Origin of the sequence: Streptacidiphilus rugosus AM-16 (genome assembly GCF_000744655.1) — a bacterium.
GTDB classification, from domain to species: Bacteria; Actinomycetota; Actinomycetes; order Streptomycetales; family Streptomycetaceae; genus Streptacidiphilus; species Streptacidiphilus rugosus.
Window position 1 is genome coordinate 2781988 of record NZ_JQMJ01000004.1, and the last position, 19795, is coordinate 2801782.

A 19795-nucleotide genomic window follows, 5' to 3' on the forward strand; every position below is an offset into this window, starting at 1 on the left:
CTACCACGCGCCCTTTCGTCCGCTTCGCACCGGGTCGCCCCGACCCGCACCGTCGCGTGAGTGGACAGCGGGCGCACACACGGCCACGAACTGCGATGAGAGGGGGGTCACATACGCCGACCGTAACTTCGCGAGCCCAACTTTGTGTTAGAACTCGTGAGCCGGGGTTCCGGCGGATCCCGGTGGAACGGCCGCCGTCGCTGGGCGGCCGACAGCGCACGGCGCGGGCGTGATCAGGGTGGTTGAGCGGCCTCCCCCACGCCCCGCCGTGCGTGCCGCCTTTCCCCCGTCCCGGAAACGCCGAAGGGCCCGTACAGCCGCCGTGGCGGCCGTACGGACCCGTTCGGAGCAATCAGGCCCTTGGTCTTCTGATCAGCGGGCGTCGATCGGGACGTAGTCCCGGATCACCGGGCCGGTGTAGATCTGGCGCGGACGGCCGATCTTGTTCGACGGATCCGTGATCATCTCCTGCCAGTGGGCGATCCAGCCGGGCAGCCGGCCCATCGCGAACAGCACGGTGAACATGCTGGTCGGGAAGCCCATGGCCCGGTAGATCAGGCCGGTGTAGAAGTCGACGTTCGGGTAGAGCTTGCGCGAGACGAAGTAGTCGTCCGTCAGCGCGTGCTGCTCCAGCTTGAGGGCGATGTCGAGCAGCTCGTCGGCCTTGCCCAGCTGGGCCAGGACGTCGTGCGCCGCGGCCTTGATGATCTGGGCGCGCGGGTCGAAGCTCTTGTAGACCCGGTGGCCGAAGCCCATCAGCCGGACGCCGTCCTCCTTGTTCTTCACCTTGCGGATGAAGGAGTCCACGTCGCCGCCGTCGTTCTTGATGCCTTCGAGCATCTCCAGCACGGCCTGGTTGGCGCCGCCGTGCAGGGGCCCCCAGAGGGCGTTGATGCCCGCCGAGATCGAGGCGAAGAGGTTCGCGTGCGAGGAGCCGACCAGGCGGACCGTGGAGGTCGAGCAGTTCTGCTCGTGGTCCGCGTGCAGGATCAGCAGCTTCTCCAGCGCGTTGACCACGACCGGGTTGAGCTCGTACTCCTCGGCCGGCACCGCGAAGGTCATCCGCAGGAAGTTCTCGACGTAGCCGAGGTCGTTCCGCGGGTAGACGAACGGGTGGCCCTGGGCCTTCTTGAAGGCGTAGGCCGCTATGGTCGGCAGCTTGGCCAGCAGGCGCACCGCGGAGATGTAGCGCTGCTCGGGGTCGAACGGGTTGTGGCTGTCCTGGTAGAACGTCGACAGCGCGCTCACCACGGAGGAGAGCATGGCCATCGGGTGGGCGTCCCGCGGGAAGCCCTGGAAGAAGCGCTTGACGTCCTCGTGCAGCAGCGTGTGCTGAGAGATGTCGTGCTGGAAGACCCGGAGCTGCTCCGCGTTCGGCAGCTCTCCGTTGATCAGCAGGTAGGCGGACTCCAGAAAGGTGCCCTGCTCGGCCAGCTGCTCGATCGGGTAGCCGCGGTAGCGGAGGATGCCCTGGTCGCCGTCGATGTAGGTGATCGCGGACTTGCAGGCGGCGGTGTTGCCGAAGCCGTTGTCCAGGGTGGTCAGGCCGGTCTGGCCCAGAAGCTTCGTAATGTCGAAGCCGGCGTTGCCCACGGTGGCGTCGATCACCGGGTACTCGTACTCGCCGCCCTGGTAGCGGAGTACTACAGAGTTGTCGCTCACGTCTTCCCTCATCACCAGCGGAATGAACCTGTTCAAGGGTTCAAGGGGTGCCCTGACTCCCTCCTACCTTCCCCCAGGCGGGTTACACCTGTGCAGGCGGGGTGGCCCAAAAGAGCCGAAGGTCACAAAGAAACAGGCCAATCGCATTCAAGTTCTGACAGCGGAACCTACCCCCGAGTCAGCCTATGGTCCAAAGCCGTGTGTCGGCGACCTGCGGAAACCGCCCGTACCGCCTGACCGAGCGCGCGCCGTGACCCCACGAGCACCACCAGCTTCCTTGCCCGGGTGACGGCCGTGTAGAGGAGGTTCCGCTGGAGCATCATCCAGGCGCTGGTGGTGAGCGGGATCACAACGCAGGGGTACTCGCTGCCCTGCGAACGATGGATCGTCACCGCGTAGGCGTGGGCGAGCTCGTCCAGCTCGTCGAAGTCGTAGCCGACGTCCTCGTCCTCGTCGGTGCGGACCGTCAGCCGCTGCTCCTCGGGATTGACCGAGGTGACTACGCCGACCGTGCCGTTGAAGACGCCGTTGCGCCCCTTGTCGTAGTTGTTGCGGATCTGGGTGACCTTGTCGCCCACCCGGAAGGTGCGGCCCCCGAAACGGCGCTCGGGGCGGTCCTGGCCGGCCGGCGTGATGGCGGCCTGGAGCAGCGTGTTGAGGTTTCCCGCCCCGGCCGGGCCCCGGTGCATCGGCGTGAGCACCTGCACGTCCCGGCCCGGGTCGAGGCCGAAGCGGGCCGGGATCCGCCGGGCCACCACGTCGACGACCAGATCGGCCGTGCGCTCGGTGTCCTCCTCGGCGAAGAGGAAGAAGTCCGCCAGGCCCTCGGTGATCGGCGGGACGCCCTCGTTGATCCGGTGCGCGTTGGTGACCACGCCCGACTGCTGGGCCTGCCGGAAGATCCGGGTGAGCCGGACGGCAGGGACCGGACTGCCGGGCGCCAGGAGATCCCGCAGCACCTCGCCGGCGCCCACCGAGGGCAGTTGGTCCACGTCGCCCACCAGCAGCAGATGGGCGCCGGGCGGGACGGCCTTGGCCAGCTTGTTGGCCAGCAGCAGGTCGAGCATGGAGGCCTCGTCGACCACGACCAGGTCGGCGTCCAGCGGACGGTCGCGGTCGTAGGCGGCGTCGCCGCCGGGCTTCAGCTCCAGCAGCCGGTGGACCGTGGCGGCCTCGCAGCCGGTCAGCTCGGCCAGCCGCTTGGCCGCCCGCCCGGTGGGCGCGGCGAGTACGACCTTGGCCTTGCGGGCCAGCGCCAGCGTCACGATCGAGCGGACCGTGAAGGACTTGCCGCAGCCGGGGCCGCCGGTGAGCACGGCGACCTTCCGGGTGAGCGCGAGCCTGACCGACTGTTCCTGCTCGGGGGCCAGCTCGGCCCCGGTCTGGGTGCGGAGCCAGGCGAGCGCGCGGGGCCAGTCCACCTCGGCGAAGCCGCCGAGGCGGTCGTCGGGGGCCCGGAGCAGGCGCATCAGCTGGGCGGCCAGGGAGACCTCCGCGCGATGGAAGGGCACCAGGTAGATCGCACTGAGCTGCTCCGCCCCGCCGTCCTCGGCGTGCGCCTCCCCGGGCACCGCCTCGCGGACCACGCCCTCCTCCGCCACCAGCTCGGCCAGGCACTCGATGACCAGGCCGGTGTCGACGGCGAGCAGCTTGACCGCGTCGGAGATCAGCTGCTCCTCGGGCAGGAAGCAGTGACCCTGGTCGGAGCTCTGCGACAGGGCGTACTGGAGGCCCGCCTTCACCCGCTGCGGGCTGTCCTGGGGGATGCCGACGGCCTGGGCGATCCGGTCGGCGGTGAGGAAGCCGATGCCCCAGACGTCGGCGGCCAGGCGGTAGGGCTCGTTCCTGACGACGGAGATCGAGGCGTCCTGGTAGCTCTTGTAGATCCGGACCGCGAGCGAGGTGGAGACGCCGACGCCCTGGAGGAAGACCATCACCTCCTTGATCGCCTTCTGCTCCTCCCAGGCGGCGGCGATCATCTTCGTCCGCTTGGGGCCGAGCTTGGGCACCTCGATGAGACGGGCCGGCTGCTGCTCGATGACGTCGAGGGTCTCGACGCCGAAGTGGCCGACGATCCGCTCGGCCAGCCGGGGGCCGATGCCCTTGATCAGCCCGGAGCCGAGGTAGCGCTGGATGCCCTGGACGGTGGCGGGCAGCACGGTGGTGTAGTTCTCGACGGTGAACTGACGGCCGAACCTGGGGTGGCTGCCCCAGCGGCCGTGCATCCGCAGGCTCTCCCCAGGCTGGGCGCCGAGCAGCGCGCCGACGACCGTGAGCAGCTCGCCTCCGCCGCGACCGGTGTCGACCCGGGCCACCGTCCAGCCCGTCTCCTCGCTCGCGAAGGTGATGCGCTCCAGCACCCCCTCGACGACCGCCAGTTGGTTCATGGGAGCACGCTAGCGGGTGCGACTGACAGCCTGCGGGCCGGTCATTTCTGTTCGAACATGCTCGAAAGCGACCGTTAAAAATTCTTTGCGACCAGGCCGTCCCGGAGACCCCGAATTGTCAGTGGGGCGCGGAAGACTGTGAAGCGGTCCACCAAGGGCGTTCGACCGCGTCGGTCGGACGCGCTCACCCCAGGGGTCCCGACCGCTCGGGAGCCCCGTACCTCAGGAGCACAGCATGCTGAGCCTTGACTACACCCCCGGCACCCCTCGTTGGATCGACCTCGGCAGCCCGGACACGGCGGCGACGGCCGCGTTCTACACCGGCCTCTTCGGCTGGACGACGGAGGACGCGGGCCCCGACACCGGCGGTTACGGCTTCTTCAACCTGGACGGCAGGATGCTCGGCGGCTTCGGCCCGCTGATGGACCCGAACGCCTCCCCCTCCTGGACGATCTACTTCGGCACCGACGACGCCGAGGCCACGGCCAAGTCCGTCGAGCAGGCGGGCGGCACGGTCCGCGCGCCCGCCATGGACGTGATGGACTTCGGCCGGATGGCCCAGCTCTCCGACGGCCAGGGCGGCGAGTTCGCCGTCTGGCAGCCCCGGTCCAACCCCGGCTTCCACGCGGTCAACGTCCCCGGTTCGCTCGCCTGGGCCGAGCTGCACACCAGCGACCCGGAGGCGGCGCGCGCCTTCTACACCTCCGTCTTCGGCTGGTCGCTCAACGACCAGAACATGGGCGACTTCACCTACACCGTCGCCTCGATGGGCACCGAGGAGACCTCCTTCGGCGGCCTGATGGGACACATGCCCGGCGAGACGGCGACGTACTGGTTGCCCTACTTCGAGGTCGCGGACTGCGACGCCACCGTCGCCAAGGTCGCCGGCCTGGGCGGCACGGTCTTCATGGGTCCCGACACCCTCGCCGGCGTCGGCCGGATGGCGGCGATCAGGGACATCCACGGTTCGGTCTTCTCCGTCATCACCAGCGAGCAGCCGAGCTGACCCGCCTCCGGAGATCACGGGGGGCAGCCAGGGAAGAAGCGGGGCGGGGGCGCGGTTGAGGCTGAGCGAAGGAGTCTCACCCCGCCCCGACGAAGGATCATCGATGAGCCTGTACGACATCCCGCTGAACACCCTCACGGGCGAGCCCACCAGCCTCGCCGCCTACGAGGGCAAGGCCGTGCTGCTGGTCAACGTCGCCTCCAAGTGCGGACTCACGCCGCAGTACGCGGGCCTGGAGCGACTGCAGCAGCAGTACGGCGAGCGCGGGTTCACCGTGCTCGGGGTGCCCTGCAACCAGTTCGCCGGCCAGGAGCCCGGTTCGGCGGAGGAGATCCAGACGTTCTGCTCCACCACCTACGGCGTCTCCTTCCCGCTGCTGGAGAAGGCGGACGTGAACGGCCCCGCCCGGCACCCGCTCTACACCGAGCTGACCGCCGTTCCGGACGCCGCGGGCGAGGCCGGGGACATCACCTGGAACTTCGAGAAGTTCCTCATCTCCCCCAAGGGCGAGGTGGCCGGCCGCTTCCGGCCGCGCACCGAGCCCGAGGCCACCGAGCTGGTCTCGGCGATCGAGTCGCTGCTCCCCGCCTGAGGCGGATCGACCGCGGGGGGCGGGTGCCGCCGGACTAGGGTGACGATCATGAGCGATCTCACCTTCCGGCGGGCCACCCGCGAGGATCTTCCCGCCATCGTCGCCATGCTCGCCGCCGACTCGATGGGCGCGGGGCGGGAGAGTCCGGACGACCTGACGCCCTATCTGGCGGCCTTCGACCGGGTCAGTGCGGACGCGAACCAGCATCTGATCGTGGCCGATCGCGGCGGCGAGGTCGTGGGCACACTGCAGTTGTCGGTCATCCCCGGGATCTCGCGGCAGGGGATCACCCGGACTGTCGTCGAGGCGGTCAGGGTCCGCGCGGACCAGCGTGGCAGCGGTCTCGGGACGGCACTGATGGAACACGCCGTGGCCGAGTCACGCCGACTGGGCGCGAGCCTGGTCCAGCTGACCAGCGACGGCTCGCGCGTCGACGCGCACCGCTTCTACGAGCGCCTCGGCTTCACCGGCTCGCACATCGGTTTCAAGCTCCCGCTGACCTGACCGGGGCGGGCCCGCTCAGGAGTGGTCGGCCGCCTCGGTGTGCTGCGCGGCGTGCTCGGCGGGCGCGTCCTCCTCGTTGCGCTGGACGGTGCCGCGGGTGCCGTCGCCGCGGTGCCACTCGACCACGAGCTCGTCCTTGGCGCCGAAGCGGACGAGATGACGGCCGACGACGTCCTCCAGCCGGTCGAGGTTCTCGGCGTCGCCCTCGACGACGAGCAGCAGGGCGCCGTCCGTGGCCGTCATCGCGCCGGTGCCGGCGCCGAAGGTCAGGGAGCCGAGACCGGTCTCGGAATCCCAGTTGGTCTCGACCTTCCGGCCGAGGTGGGCGGCGAGCTGCTTGGCATAGCGGTGCGGGCGGTCGGTGACGACACGGGCCTGGGAGCGGGCCATGGGTATCTCCAGAGGAATGGGAGCAAGAGCCGGAGGCCGGTCGGCTTCCGACTTAGGCGAGCCTAAAGCATAATGAGTCTAACTCTCTATTTATTTCCGCCATCCGTCCCGCAATCGACCGCAGCTCCGGCCAGGCCTCTGTCGATATCCTGGCCTCCCCCGACGCAGGAGCCCATCCGTGACCGCCGCCGCCCAGCCCGCATCCGCGCCCGAGCCGATCCCCACCGAGGTCGAGCTTGCCGACGCGATGATGCGCGCCAGCAAGCGGATGCGGAAGGCCACCTTCCACCGCTTGGCCCCGCACGGGCTCACCCCGTCCCAGGGGCGCGCGCTGGACATGCTGTCCTGGAGCGGCGGCCGCGGGATCCGGCTCAACCAGCTGGCCGAGCGGCTCCGGATCGCCCCCCGCTCCACGACCACGGTGGTCGACGCGCTGGAAGCCGCCGGACTGGTCACCCGCTCCCCCGATCCGGACGACCGCCGGGCGACCCTGCTTCAGCTGACAGAGGCCGGCGACGCCGCCGTGGCCAGGATCGCCACGGTCCGGCGCGAGGTGGCCGAGGAGTACTTCGGACCGGTCAGCGCCGGGGACCGGGTGACGCTGCTGCACCTGCTGCGGCTGGCGGAGGAGTCGTACGAGCAGGCCCACCCCCACCACGGCCCGCACGGATCCACCCCGCATCCGCACCCGCGGCACCTCCCTGGGCCGGCGCCTGCCGACGCCCCCTCCGCAACGGCCCCCTGAGCGAGGCCAGCGCGACCCCCGCGATCACCAGCAGCGCCGCGCAGAGCGAGAGCGGCGTCAGCGCCTCGCCCCGCAGCAGCCACGCGGACGACATCCCGAACACCGGCACCAGCAGGGAGAACGGGGCGACCACCGAGGCGTCGTGATGGCGCAGCAGATGCCCCCAGAGCCCGAAGCCGACGAGGGTCGCCCCCCAGGCCACGTAGAGCAGCGAGGCCGTGGCGGAGAGGCCGAATCCGCCGAGGGCGCGCAGGTCCGTCCGCTCCCCCTCGACCAGCAGCGAGAGCGCCGCCAGCGGCAGCGGCGGCACCACGCTCACCCAGACCATCCAGCGCAGCGCGTCCGGCGGCGCGGCCCTCCGGGTGATGATGTTCGACAGCCCGAAGGCCGCGGCGGCGCCGACGACGAGGGCGAACGCGCCGAGCGACGTCGAGCCGCCGCGCGAGGCCTGATCCAGGGCAGCCACCGCGATGCCCGCAACGGCGATCCCGAGCCCGCCCAGACGTCGCCCGGTGATCCGCTCGCGCAGCAGCACCGCGGCGAAGCCGGCCGTGAAGACCGCCTGTCCCTGCTGCACGAGTGAGCTCAGCCCCGCCGGCATGCCCGCCCGCATGCCCTCGAAGAGCAGGCCGAACTGCAGCGCCCCGAGCACCAGACCACCGGCCAGTACATACCGCCACGGCACCCCCGGACGGCCGACCAGGAACACCGCGGGCACCGCCGCCACGGCGAAGCGCAGCGCCGTGAAGAGCAGCGGCGGGCAGTGCGCCAGGCCCGCGTCGATCGCGACAAAGTTCACGCCCCAGATCGCGGCGACGAGAACGGCGAGGCAGACGTGGCGAGCACCGAGGCCCGCGGACGTCGAGCCCGTCGAGCTCATGGAACCCGTCGAGGCCGTGAAGGGCGTGGGGTGCGTGGAGGTCATGCCCCGAGAATCGCCGCCGCCGTCTGTTCAGCACTAGCAAATAGTTCTTGATGGATCACTTCAGCAGTGCTGAATCGTAGGCCCCGACGGGCCGTCACCCACTTGCCGACCGGGCTGGCATCCGCCCCTGATGTCGCAAAAGATACGGTTCATGACGCTTCGTTCGTTGACTGCGCTCGGTGCGCTGCTGGCCTGCATACTCGCCGCAACCCCCCAGAGCCGGGTCGCGGCGGCCGGAGCGCCGGAGTCGACCCCGTTCGGCGGCGCGTCCCGGATCGGCGCCATCTTCGGCGCCTCGGCAGGCCGACCGGACCACCACTTCTGCAGCGGCGCCGTCGTCGACAGCCCCAGCCACGACATCGTCGTCACCGCCGCCCACTGCGTCATCGGCCCCGGCACCGGCCGGGCCCGCGGCGGCCTGACCTTCGTCCCCGGCTACCACGACGGCCTGCGCCCCTTCGGCACCTGGTCGGTGGCGACCGTGGTCGCCGGCGCGGCGTGGACGACGCGGGGCAGCACCGACGACGACGTCGCCTTCCTGATCCTGCGGCCCGACGCCGCCGGTCACCGGATCCAGGACGCCACGGGCGCGGAGGCGCTCGCCTTCAATCCGGCCACGGGCACCCGGGCTGTCACCGTCGGCTATCCGAGCCGCACCGAACGACCGGTGTTCTGCGCGTCCACACTGCGCGCCTTCCGGGCCCACCAACTGGAGTTCGACTGCCCCGGACTGCCCGGCGGCACCAGCGGTGGCCCGATGCTGGCCGGTGTGGACGCCGCGGCTCGCGGCCGCGGCGCGGTCGTGGGCGTCATCGGCGGCTACGAGGGGGGCGGCGACACGGACGACGTCTCCTACACCTCCTACTTCGGCCCCGCCATCGCCGCCGTCTACCGCGCCGCCCTGGCCCACGGCTGAGCGCCGGGGCTCCGCGGCGAGTCCTCGTGGCAGGTCCCCGTGGTGGGGCTCCGCAGCGGGGCGGCGGAACGGGGCCTTCATCCGGACGCCCCGGCCTCCGGCCCGGGGCGTCCGGAGAGGCCTAAGCTGCCTCGCATGATGGATCTGGGACGACTCCGCGCGCTGCACGCCGTCGCCGTGCACGGCTCCGTCGGTCGGGCGGCCGCGGCGCTCGGCTACACGCCGTCCGCCGTCTCCCAGCAGATCAGCAAGCTGGAACGGGAGACCAGAACGGCGCTCCTGGAGAAGCGCGGCCGAGGCGTCGTGCTCACCGACGCCGCCCGGGAGCTGGTGGAGACCGCCCAGGCGGTGCTCACGCTGGTCGAGCAGGCGGAGGTCGGCCTGGAGGCCCGACGGGGGCAGGTGTCGGGGCGGCTCTTCCTCGCGGCCTTCGCGACCGCCGCCCGCGGGCTGCTCCCGCCCGTCCTCGCCGACCTCGCCGGCCGCTACCCGGAGCTCGAACTGCGGGTGCTGGAGAGCGATCCCTATCTGATGGCCGAGCTCGTCAGCCGCGGCGAGGTCGATCTCGCGGTCGTGCAGGACTGGTCGAACACCCGGCTTCCCACCCCCGAGGGCGTCACCCGCCGACCGCTCGGCGTGGACGCCGTCGACGCCGTGCTCCCGGCAGACCATCCCCTTGCCGGGCGCGAGCTGCTGAGCGTCGAGGACCTGCGCGGGCAGCAGTGGGTCAACACCCCGCCGGGGACCATCTGCCACGACTGGCTGATCCAGACCCTGCGCGAGGCCGGCGAGGAGCCGGACATCCGCTTCCAGGCGACCGAGTTCGACACCCAGATCGCACTGATCGGGGCCGGACTCTGCATCGGCCTGGTGCCCCGGCTCGGCCGGGCGCCGCTGTCGCCCGGCGTCGTCGCCCGGCCGATCACCCCGGAGCCGACGCGCCGCGTCTCGGTGCTCTGGCGCGAGCAGGCCTCGCGCCGGCCCGCGATCGCCGCCGCGCTGGAGGCGCTGCGGCGCCACTGGCCCGAGCGGTCCGCCGCGCCGGAGCCGACGATCGTCGCGCAGCGCGCGTAGGCCGACCGGTCGACGGGTCGACCGGCGCGGTCGTCAGCCGTTGGCCAGCCCGATGACCAGCCACATGAAGGCCGTTCCCGCGACGGTGCAGAGCAGCGTCGAGCGGGAGGGGTGCGGGCTGTGCGCCTCCGGCAGGATGTCGGAGGTCGCCAGGTACATCAGGAAACCGCCGAAGAATCCCAGGTAGAGCCCGACCACGTGCTCCGGGATGGTGAACAGCAGGGTGATCGCGGCACCGGCCACCGGGGCGATCGCGTCGAGCGCCAGCAGCGTCAGGGCCCGTCGGCGGTCGTTCCCGTACAGGCGGGTGATCGTGTAGGTGTTGTAGCCGTCGGCGAAGTCGTGCGCGAGCACCGCGACCGCGATCACCGCACCGAAGGTGTTGCCGACCTGGAAGGCCGCGCCGATCGCGAAACCGTCCATCACGCTGTGCACGCACAGACCGGACGCGGCGGCGATGCCGAGCTTCTGGCTCCGCCCGTTGGCCTGGAGCGCCGCGGCCGCCCCGTGCGAGTGGCCGGCGCCGTGCTCGTGCGCGGCGTACTCACCCTCGTGGGCCCGGTGGATCGCGACGGAGCGCTCGGCGATGTGCAGCACCAGGAAGCCGACCACGAACATCAGCAGCGCCTGCGGCACTCCCCAGAGCTTCTGACCTGCGGCGTCGACGGCCTCAGGCAGCAGGTCGAAGGCGACGACACCGAGCATCAGCCCTGCGGCCAGCCCGAGCAGGAGATGCCTGCGATCGCCGAACTTTCCGGCGGCCAGTCCGCCGAGCAGGGTCATCACGAAGGCCCCAGCGGCCACCAGTACCGGCATCAACGCACTCGCATTCTCATCGCAACCACCAGGCGGTAATGATAATGCTTGCCGATAATCGCGCCGACATGCCCTCGGTCGAGGGCGCTGAGCAGCGCCGGGACGGGTTCGTATCCGTCCCCCGCCGGAAAGGCCGAGAGCGGCGGCGCCCTGCCCAGTCGCCGCCGCTCTCGTTGCGGGCCCACCCTCGGCGCCCTGTGCTCCATCCTCCCTGACGCCTCGTCCGACCGCGCGCCGACTGCACGCCGACTGCGCCGCACGGGTGGGCACAGGGTGGGCACAGACCCGGCGCGCGCAGGAATCACGCACGCCCCCAACACACCCTTACCGCTCGCCTGCGGGCTGCGTAGGCTGTGCCGCAGCAAGCGCCGCATTGGGGGATGGGGGCTGCGATGCTCGTCCTTGGAGGGGTCCGCGCAGAGCAGGTGAGCCCAGGCCGAAGAGCTCTTGTCATGGGCGCGGCCAGCGCGGTCCTCGCGGTCTCCCTGCTGCCGGGCCTCGCCGGCTGCCATGTGGCGGTGTCCGCGGATCACGCCGGTGGCCGCGGGTCGGGCGCCGGCACCGTCACGGTGATCCCCGCCACTCCATCCGCCACGACGAGCCCGAATCCCGGCACTCCGGCGGCCACGGCCACGACCGGTGGGCCGGCATCGAGTCACGCCGCCGCTCCGAGATCCGCCCCGTCGAGAGTCCCGCTCCCGGTCGGTTCCTGCGTCGGACCGGCGGCCCAGCACTACCCCGGGGTCTCGTGCTCCGCCGCGAACGCGCTCGCACGCGTGATCGCGCGCCGGACGGCGGCCGCGACGGGCGCAGCGGCGGCCTGCCCTCCCGGCACGGACTTCAGCCTCGCCGTCAGCGTGCGCAGCGCGGGAAGCCCGACCGACCAACCCTCCGGCAAGGCCTGCCTGCGCCGCCTCCACGCCCCGCACCCCGGCGACCCCGGCGGCGGCGCGGGCGACTGGCTGCTACCGGGCGACTGCCTCGTCGAGGCCACCGGCGGCCTGCTGCACGCCACCCCGTGCACCACCGACGGCACCGCCGACCACCGCCCACGCTTCCGGATCACCGCCCTGGCCTCCTCCCCCTCCGCCTGCCCACCGACCACCCAGGCGACGATCCAACTCCACAACCCCGGCCACCCCACCCAGTTCGGCTGCCTCGTCCCGACGACCGGCACGCCCGACTGACCCCGCACACCCGGAGCCGCACCGGCGCCGCGAAGGCCGTCGCGCCCGCCCGCCACCGAGCCCGGTCGGCATCGGCGCGCGCCCGCCCCACCGGCACTGGAGCATCCCGACCCGCGTGGCCCCGTGGCAGCGCTCGCAGGCCCGAGCCTGGTCCGGTCCGACGCGGGTCGACCGTGGGTCAGCCGCGCCCCGTCGGGCGCGCGAGGGTGGCCCGCAGGCGGGGCGAGCCGCCCTGGGTGGTGGGTCCAGCGCGCAGGCGCGTCCGTCGGCGCGGACGGCTGCGGAACGGGACGGGGCTCAGCGTTCGGCGGTCTCGGAGTAGACCTGCCAGAGGGAGGGCGCGCCGTCCGTCGCCCAGGCGAGGCCGACCGCGGTCACGTCCAGTTCCCTGCCCGTGGCGAGGCGGACGTACGGGCGGCCGTCGGAGAGCAGCTCCCAGCCCGCGCCGGGGAGGGAGGAGAGGATCACCGTGCCGAGGTAGAGCCCGACGTCGTGACCGAGTTCGGTCGCCTCCTGCGGGTCCTCCTCCCGCCAGACCGGGGGGAGTTGGTCGAGCGCCGCGAGCGACTCCGGCGTGTCGTCCAGCTCCAGGCCCGCGTCGGCCGCACGGCCCCGCAGCAACGCGCACTCGCCGAGCATCTCCGCGAGGCTGCCGGGGTCGTCCACGCCCCCCGGGTAGAGCGCCGCCTTCGCCTGCGCGGCATCCTGCCGCGGCCGCCACCGATCCATGAAAGGGAACCCCATGGGTCAAGGGTGACACCCAATCGCGTGGCGGCAAGTCATGTTCTACCCTTCGGCACGACGCGTCGCAGACCCCTGCCCCGCCGCCGGGCCAGGGCCCTAGCCGCCCAGCTCCGCACCCAGGTGTTCCCGGATCAGCGCGCGCAGTTCGCCGCCGTCGATCAGCCGCAGGCCGGGGCGTTCCGCGGCGGCGATCACGGCTTCCGGGTGGAAGCTGCCGGTCGTGGCCCAGATCGCGGCGGCCGCCGTCTCCTCCGCCATCACCTCGGCGACGTTCTGCACCGCCTCCGCGCTCACCACCGCGGGGCGGCGGGCCACACAGACCACGTGCGGCTCCTCGGCGAAGAGGTCTCCGTCGCCGTGGGCGACCGCGAGCAGGCCGTCGCGCCCGAGCAGCCTCGCGTCCCAGTCCGGCAGACCCATCGCCGCGAAGAGCTCCGACGCCAGGTCGGCGAACTCACCGGGCGAGAGCTCCTCCGGCATCGGGGCCATCGCGCCGCCCACCGCGAAGGGCGTCACCGGCGCCGGGCCGTAGGGGTCCGCGGTGATCCGGCAGGGCAGCTCACGCAGCCGAGCGACGGCATCCTGATGGTCCGTCGGCAGCAGGGTGCGCGCGTACAGGTCCGCCCGGCGCGCATCGACGCTGAGCAGTGCGGACTCCCCCTCCTCGGCGGTGACGACGCGCCCGTTCAGGACCACGCCGTCGAGATGCGACTCGGTGTCCGCGGCGAGCAGCGCGTCCAGCGCGCGCAGGGCCAGGCGCGCGACGAGCAGCAGGTAGCGCGCGACGCAGTCCTCGCGCGGGCGCGGAACGGGCTCGACGCCCCCCTGCGACTCCTCCGCCGCGACACGGAAGGCCAGCGCCGGGGGGACGACGCCGACGCCTGGGAGCACCAGGTCGACGACGGCGGTGCGGGTCAGCGGCCGGTAGGCCACCCGCGCGGGCACTTCGAGGCCCGGCAGCCTTCCTGCCGCGGCCAGCGCGCGCTCCAGCACCGACTCGACGGCGACCGGCTCGCCCTCCTCGTAGGCGCGCCGGTAGTCGACCAGCCGCTCGTTGTAGGCCCGGACGGCCTGCGCCCGCTCCTGCTCCTCGCGCTCGTAGTCGAGCCTGACCTCCTCCGCCCGGTCGCGCAGCACCCGCTCCTGCTCGCGGTACTCCCGCAGCGCCCGCTGGTGGTCGAGCCTGGCCGAGGCGAGACGCTGCTGGTAGCCGGCGTCGAGGAGCGGGTTCGTGGAACGGCCGGGCAGCGCCTGCCCCGGGTCGGGCGCGTAGTCCGTCCAGCGCGGCGGCTCGGAGACCGCCGCCGGAGGCAGCGGGCGCGGCACGTACTCACGGCGCAGCGCGTCGAAGTCGACGGCCGGGGAGGGCTCCGCGGCCAAGGCCAGCAACTCGTCCAGGCGACGCTCCGCGCTCTCGGCCACCTCGGTGTACTGCTGCGCCAGAATCGCCCGCCGACGCCCCGTCACTTCGCTTTCCCCTCCGCCATGCCGCTCGCGCCACAAGGGGCCAAGCATCTCATCAGCCAGCGCGTCCATCTGCACAATCAGCCGGAACGGGTGCGCCAGGGAACGTTCACCGTGCTTCCGCGCCGCGTCCCGAGGTTCCGCCCCGCTTCCCGGAGTTCCGCCGTGCTTCCCGGAGTTCCGCCGTGCTTCCCGGAGTTCTGCGTCCGGCCTGCCGGGTTCTCCCCGGCCCCGGCGTCACTCCTCGGGGCTGTACAGCGCCACCATCACGTGCACCGGAACGCCCTCGGGGTCGGCGGGCTCGGCGTTGACCTCGTCGATGAGCTGCTTGAACCGCGCATGGAAGACCGCCGCACGCTCCGCGGGCATCCGCAGGTCGCCGACCATCACCGCCGGACGGCGCTCGGGGTCGGTGGCGGCCAAATCCACCGCGCCCGAGCGCAGGGCCACTTCGAAGCCCCGCACGAAGCCGGTCACCGCGGAACCCACCACGCCGACGACGGCGTTGCGCTGGTCGTCGCCCTGCTCGCCCCCGGGCGTGGTGGCGAGGAAGTCGCGACTCAGCTCGACGGTGCGCTGCGCGCTGACGTAGCGCTGCTCGACGATCCCGGAGACCACCCTGGTCTCGGCGACCTTGATCAGCCGAGCCTCCTCGAGGTGTTTGAGGTGGCGGTAGAGCTTGGTCTGCGGCTCGGCCAGTGCGCCGGCCAGCTCCTTGGCGGTCCACGCGCGCGGCTCGCCCACCGAGTCCATCATCACCCGCAGGATGCTCAGCCGGAGCGGGTCGGAGAGCGCCTTGAGCGTCTCCACGTCGTCGACCCTGCGCACATCGTCGATCTGCGCGCCCGCGTCCATGGCTGCGTCCTTCACCTCGTCCATGCCCCCATCTTGCCAGGCGCTCACCAGTGCGCAATCATTCACGTAGCAGTGAATGTCAATTCTTTCGAGAACGTTTACGCATTGGGGGAGCCTGCCATGACCGTGGTCGAACACGCCGCAGGGACCGAGGACAACACCACGCCGCTGCCCCCGCTCCGCCGGAACTGGCGCTTCCAGCTCCTGTGGGCCGGCTCGGCGGCGTCGCTCACCGGGATCGGCGCCGCCGACGTCGCCTACCCGTTGACGATCCTGGCGCTCACCGGCTCGCCCGCCTGGGCCGGCCTCTTCGGCCTGCTGCAGGCCACGGCGACCGTGCTCTGCGGGCTGCCCGCCGGTGTCCTGCTCGACCGCCACGACCGGCGCCGCGTGCTGCTGGTCACCGAGTCGATGCGGGTGGCGGCCACCGTCTCGGTCGCGGCCGCCTTCGTGCTCCACCGCCTGACGCTCACCCAACTGCTGCTCGTCGCCGTCGTCCTGGGCGCCGCGCAGCCTCTCGGCGGCGCCGCCCGCATGCTGCTGGTCCGTGCCGTGGTCGCGCCCGAACAGCTGACCGCGGCGCTCACCCAGGACGAGCTGCGCGTCGGGATCGCGGAACTCGCGGGCCCGCCCCTGGGCGGCCTGCTCTACGGGCTCGGCCGCGCCCTGCCCTTCCTCTTCAGCGCGCTCGGCTTCGCGGTGTCGCTCCTCTGCGCACTGATCGTGCGTCCGCAGCAGCCCGCCCCGACCGACGCCTCCGCCGGATTCGGCACCGTCTTCGACGGCATCCGGGCGCTGTGGCGCGAGCCCGCCCTGCGGACCGCGCTGCTGCTGGTCACGGTCCTGAACGCCTGCGGCGCGCCACTGACCCTGGCGGTCATCTACCGGCTGCGCGAGCAGCACACCGCGTCCTGGGCCATCGGAGCGGCGCTGACCGGCACCGCGGTCGGCGCTCTGGCCGGAGCCGGCCTGGTCGGCTTCCTGCACCGCCACTTCCGTCCGGGCACCCTGCTGATCGGCGTCGTCGCCGTCGAGGTCCCGGTCTTCGCCGCGCTGGGCTTCGTCCACGGGCCGTGGGCCGTCGGCGCGCTGCTGGCCGTCGGCATGCTGGGCGTCCCGACCCTGAGCGTGCTGCTGGACGTCCTGATCTTCCGCCAGGTCCCGGACGCGCAGCGGGGACGCGCCATCACGGCGACCATGACGGTGGTGGGCCTCGGCATCCCGCTCGGCACCGGCGCGGCCGGCCTGCTGCTGCAGTTGCTGGGCGGCACCCGCGCGGTCCTGGTCCTGGCCGCCGCGCTGGCCGCCGGCGCGGCCTGGGCCACCGCCCAGCGCGGCCTCCGCACCGCGAACTGGCCCGCCGACCGCGGCTGAGCCCCCGCTCCCCGACCGTGGGCGACCGCGATGCGGGGGTCGGCGCCGAACGAGGTCGAACGACGCCGACGGCGTGCGGGCGGATTGCCTACGAGGCGGCGTGGATGGGTAGTTGCTACCGCAGGGGACACGGCTCGGGGTGGTGGCTGGATGATCGGCGACATGTGGGCACTGGCGATGCGCCTGGAGCATCCCGCGCGGGACGGCGTCGCCGTCGACGAGCCCGCGATGCTCACACTCGTCGCCTACGACGGCGAGGCACACCAGGTGGACGGGCTGATCCCGGTGGACCCGGTCGAATGGGAGGCCTGGCGCACGGCCGCGGACCGCTACCTCGTGATGGTCCTCAGCGCGGCCGGCGTGCTCGACGTCGCGGAGCGTCGGGCCCAGCGCGCGGCGGGCCGACTGCTGACCGGCGCGAGACGCCGGGCGGCGCACGCGGCCGAGGCCGAGTACGCCGCCGCCGCAGCCGACTACGCCGACGCCGTCCGCGTCGCCACGACGGCCTACTGGCCGATCCACTGCGAGATCGAGCGCAGGCTCGAGTCACGGGCCGCGGCCCTGCGCTGGCTGGAGATCCGGAGCCGGTTCGCCGGGCAGGGCACCGAACAGGTCTGGGGCTGGTCGCTGCGCGAGCTCGAACCGGAACGACAGCCGGGCCTGGTCGAACTGACCGTCTTCCGCTGGGACGGCGAGACCACGGCGGCCCCGGCCGACTTCGTCTCCCCCGACCGCTTCGGCGCGCAGGAACTGGACCGCGAACTGCTGAGGCTCCGGGCGAAGTGGACGGTCCGCCGGATCGTCTGGGCCGAGGCGGCCCGTCTCCGGGTCGAGGCGGACAACGGCGGTGTCCCCTTCGCCCTGTGGTGGCGCGCGGTCACCGCCCGCGTGGACGCCTCGGAGAAGGTCGTCCCACCCCGCTCCCCGTCCGACGCCTTCACCGGCCCCCCACCCCCCTCCCCCGGCCGCCGCCGCATCGAGGTCCTCCAACTGCCGGAGTAGCCCCGCCGATCGCATCCCGCTCCGCGCTCGGGCGCGGGCGCGGGGCGGTCGCGTGGACCTGGGTGGGAAGGATGGGTTCGCGTCACCCCAGCTCCGCCGCGATGCCCGCGGACACCGACCCGGCAACGGGCCCGGCACACCATCCGAGCGGCGACGGCGAGCCAAGCTGCTGCGCCACGGCGACATTGGACGCCCTGGTGCGGGCGTCGTGCGGGCCGCCGCCCACGCGAAGCGGAGAGTGGTTCCTCCGCCTGCGCGGCCGAGCACCTGGCTGGTCCCCCGGCGGCAGAGCCTGACGCATTCAACTCGGCTGCGGCGTACTGCCACCTGCGGACAAGCCCGCGCGCACATCCGGCGCGGGCGGCTGCCACGGACGAGATCGGCAACGCGAGTTCCACCCCGACTCGATGGCCGACCGCCCCCGGACGCCGGCCCCGCCCCCGCTCCACGCCGGACCCGACCACAGGGCGCGCCGCGCGCAGCGGACCGCGCTACGCCGCTGCCGCGTTGGAGGCGCCAGGGACGGCCTCCTGCGCGGCGGAGTCCGCGTGAGCTTGAGTCGGCAGAGCGAGTTCAGCGGGCCATTCCGATTCCGGGGCCGACCACGCAGGGGCAGCGGATCCCGACCGCGCTCACCACCCCGCGACGGACCGGGCCGCAGGCGCGCCGCGCGCAGCGGACCGCGCTACGCCGCTGCCGCGTTGGAGGCGCCAGGAACGGCCTCCTGCGCGGCGGAGTCCGCGTGAGCTTGAGTCGGCAGAGCGAGTTCAGCGGGCCATTCCGATTCCGGGGCCGACCACGCAGGGGCACCGGATCCCGACCGCGCTCACCACCCCGCGACGGACCGGGCCGCAGGCGCGCCGCGCGCGGCGCAGCGGACCGCGCTACGCCGCTGCCGCGTTGGAGGCGCCAGGAACGGCCTCCTGCGCGGCGGAGTCCGCGTGAGCTTGAGTCGGCAGAGCGAGTTCGGGCCACTCCGGGGCCGCGGTGGAGCCCGCGCGGGCGACGAGGACGAGGGGGCCGGTGACGGCGAGGAGGACCAGGGCGAGGGTCGCGCCCATGCCGGGGTAGCCGGCGTCGGTCGCCAGCAGGGTGCCGGCGAGCGGGCCGCAGGCCACGCCGATCGAGGAGGCGGAGCCGGCCAGGACACCCCAGCGGCCCTCCCGGTCCAGGGAAGCGGCCAGGCCGAGGAGGTAGCTCAGGACGAAGGGGTAGACGGCGTTCCAGGCGATCTCGCCGACCGCGAAGGGCGCGGCGCGGTGCGCGCTGCCGGTCACCAGGACGCAGCCGGCGATCGCAAGCGTGCCGGCGCCGATCGGCAGGGCGGGCCCGAAGCGGGAGCCGACCACCCCCGCGCCGAGCGTGCCGATCAGGCCCGCCCCGAGCGCCGCCGCGAACACCGCGCCGAGGACCGCCTCGGTGAGCCCCGCCCGGTCCAGGCCGATCCGGCCGCTCACCCCCCACAGGGCGTTCTGCGTCAGTGACCAGAGCATCAGGCAGACGGCCAGGGTGATGCCCGAGCGCATGCGCGGCATCGGCAGCGGGGTTCGCCCACCCGGTGACCGTCGTCCGCTCGTGCCCGCGCCGGACGCGCGAGCGCCCGGCAGGCCGCGCATCGCGGGCAGCGCGAGCGCGCCGGTCACGGCGATGGAGCCGAAGGCGAGGCCGTGGCCGCTGCCGAGATGAGGCAGGGTCAGGAAGATCGCACTCGCCAGACCGGAGGTCACCAGCAGGCCGATCACGGAGACCCGGTGCGGGTCGCCGCGCCGGGCCAGGACCGAGGCGGCGACCGCCGTCGCCGCGCCGGAGCCTGCCCCGCCGAGCACGCAGCCGAGCAGGAGCAGCGGCAGGGCGTGGGTCAGCGCGGCCAGACCGAAGCCCGCGGCCACCATGACCAGCGCGGTCCTGGCCACCCGGGCCGGACCGAGTCGGGAGACCCTGCCGGTCAGCACGATGCCGGCGAGCGCGGAGGCGAGCAGCAGCCCGCTGCCCACCCCGCCCGCCTCGGTCGGGCTGAGCCCGAAGTCCGTGCCGAGCCGGCCGACCAGGGTCGGCAGCAGGTACGGGGCGAGGTACCCGGCACAGAACAGGGCGACAAGCGCGAGCACGGCGGCCTCGGAGGAAGCGGGGGCGGACCAGGGCGGTGGTGCGG

At 72.9% G+C, this 19795-nt stretch carries 17 protein-coding genes and 1 pseudogene; 9 read left to right on the plus strand and 9 right to left on the minus strand.

The features are described from left to right. Positions 1–372 precede the first annotated feature (372 nt). Entirely contained in the window at positions 373–1662 is a 1290-nt protein-coding gene (locus BS83_RS21620) for a citrate synthase (RefSeq protein WP_037605268.1), read from the minus strand. Positions 1663–1829: 167 nt separating this feature from the next. Continuing rightward, on the minus strand, positions 1830–4049 hold the full coding sequence (gene recD2 / locus BS83_RS21625; RefSeq protein ID WP_037605269.1) for an SF1B family DNA helicase RecD2: 2220 nt from the start codon (positions 4047–4049) through the stop codon (positions 1830–1832). A gap of 235 nt (positions 4050–4284) precedes the next feature. Between recD2 and BS83_RS21630 the strand changes: the two genes are divergently transcribed. From BS83_RS21630 to BS83_RS21640, 3 genes are all read left to right on the plus strand, one after another. After that, positions 4285–5055: a VOC family protein gene (locus BS83_RS21630; protein WP_037605270.1), complete on the plus strand. Its 771-nt coding sequence runs from the start codon at positions 4285–4287 to the stop codon at positions 5053–5055. Between the two features lie 103 nt (positions 5056–5158). After that, positions 5159–5647 carry a glutathione peroxidase gene (locus BS83_RS21635; RefSeq protein ID WP_037605271.1) on the plus strand — a complete coding sequence of 163 codons (489 nt, stop codon included), beginning with the start codon at positions 5159–5161 and terminating at the stop codon, positions 5645–5647. Positions 5648–5695: 48 nt separating this feature from the next. Then, a complete protein-coding gene (locus tag BS83_RS21640) occupies positions 5696–6151 on the plus strand; it encodes a GNAT family N-acetyltransferase (RefSeq protein WP_037609590.1) in 456 nt (151 codons plus the stop codon). Between the two features lie 15 nt (positions 6152–6166). Here the strand turns inward: BS83_RS21640 and BS83_RS21645 are convergent, their stop codons facing one another. Further along, the gene (locus BS83_RS21645) at positions 6167–6541 is read right to left on the minus strand and encodes a DUF2218 domain-containing protein (protein ID WP_051943539.1); all 375 of its coding nucleotides are present in this window, start codon (positions 6539–6541) and stop codon (positions 6167–6169) included. Between the two features lie 268 nt (positions 6542–6809). On the opposite strand from BS83_RS21645, the pseudogene BS83_RS48365 reads away from it, so the two are divergent. Beyond that, a pseudogene (locus BS83_RS48365) lies at positions 6810–7043 on the plus strand (MarR family winged helix-turn-helix transcriptional regulator); the annotation flags it as partial. A gap of 76 nt (positions 7044–7119) precedes the next feature. On the opposite strand, the gene BS83_RS21655 reads toward BS83_RS48365, so the two are convergent. After that, positions 7120–8166, minus strand: a complete 1047-nt coding sequence (locus tag BS83_RS21655; protein ID WP_198035452.1) for an EamA family transporter — start codon at positions 8164–8166, stop codon at positions 7120–7122. Between the two features lie 196 nt (positions 8167–8362). Between BS83_RS21655 and BS83_RS21660 the strand changes: the two genes are divergently transcribed. Then, positions 8363–9127, plus strand: coding sequence for a trypsin-like serine peptidase (locus BS83_RS21660; protein ID WP_198035276.1), 765 nt, complete (start codon positions 8363–8365; stop codon positions 9125–9127). A 135-nt stretch (positions 9128–9262) separates the two neighbouring features. Then, complete coding sequence (locus BS83_RS21665; protein WP_037605273.1) at positions 9263–10201, plus strand: LysR family transcriptional regulator; 939 nt, start codon at positions 9263–9265, stop codon at positions 10199–10201. A gap of 33 nt (positions 10202–10234) precedes the next feature. Here the strand turns inward: BS83_RS21665 and BS83_RS21670 are convergent, their stop codons facing one another. Beyond that, a complete protein-coding gene (locus BS83_RS21670; protein ID WP_037605274.1) occupies positions 10235–11017 on the minus strand; it encodes a ZIP family metal transporter in 783 nt (260 codons plus the stop codon). Positions 11018–11469: 452 nt separating this feature from the next. Between BS83_RS21670 and BS83_RS42005 the strand changes: the two genes are divergently transcribed. Next, the gene (locus tag BS83_RS42005) at positions 11470–12204 is read left to right on the plus strand and encodes a hypothetical protein (RefSeq protein ID WP_051943544.1); all 735 of its coding nucleotides are present in this window, start codon (positions 11470–11472) and stop codon (positions 12202–12204) included. A gap of 297 nt (positions 12205–12501) precedes the next feature. Here BS83_RS42005 and BS83_RS21680 read toward each other — a convergent pair whose 3' ends face one another. From BS83_RS21680 to BS83_RS45610, 3 genes are all read right to left on the minus strand, one after another. Further along, positions 12502–12948 carry a DUF6278 family protein gene (locus BS83_RS21680; RefSeq protein ID WP_037605275.1) on the minus strand — a complete coding sequence of 149 codons (447 nt, stop codon included), beginning with the start codon at positions 12946–12948 and terminating at the stop codon, positions 12502–12504. Positions 12949–13044: 96 nt separating this feature from the next. Continuing rightward, positions 13045–14415 carry a restriction endonuclease gene (locus BS83_RS21685; RefSeq protein WP_037605276.1) on the minus strand — a complete coding sequence of 457 codons (1371 nt, stop codon included), beginning with the start codon at positions 14413–14415 and terminating at the stop codon, positions 13045–13047. 234 nt (positions 14416–14649) lie between these two features. After that, positions 14650–15291 (minus strand): winged helix-turn-helix domain-containing protein, encoded by a 642-nt coding sequence (locus BS83_RS45610; RefSeq protein WP_051943546.1) that lies wholly within the window; start codon positions 15289–15291, stop codon positions 14650–14652. Between the two features lie 96 nt (positions 15292–15387). Between BS83_RS45610 and BS83_RS21695 the strand changes: the two genes are divergently transcribed. Both BS83_RS21695 and BS83_RS21700 read left to right on the plus strand, forming a co-directional pair. Continuing rightward, positions 15388–16641, plus strand: a complete 1254-nt coding sequence (locus BS83_RS21695) for an MFS transporter (protein WP_051943549.1) — start codon at positions 15388–15390, stop codon at positions 16639–16641. Positions 16642–16791: 150 nt separating this feature from the next. Then, on the plus strand, positions 16792–17643 hold the full coding sequence (locus BS83_RS21700; protein ID WP_037605277.1) for a hypothetical protein: 852 nt from the start codon (positions 16792–16794) through the stop codon (positions 17641–17643). A gap of 884 nt (positions 17644–18527) precedes the next feature. On the opposite strand, the gene BS83_RS21705 is transcribed toward BS83_RS21700, so the two are convergent. Next, complete coding sequence (locus BS83_RS21705) at positions 18528–19751, minus strand: MFS transporter (protein ID WP_051943552.1); 1224 nt, start codon at positions 19749–19751, stop codon at positions 18528–18530. Positions 19752–19795 lie beyond the last annotated feature (44 nt).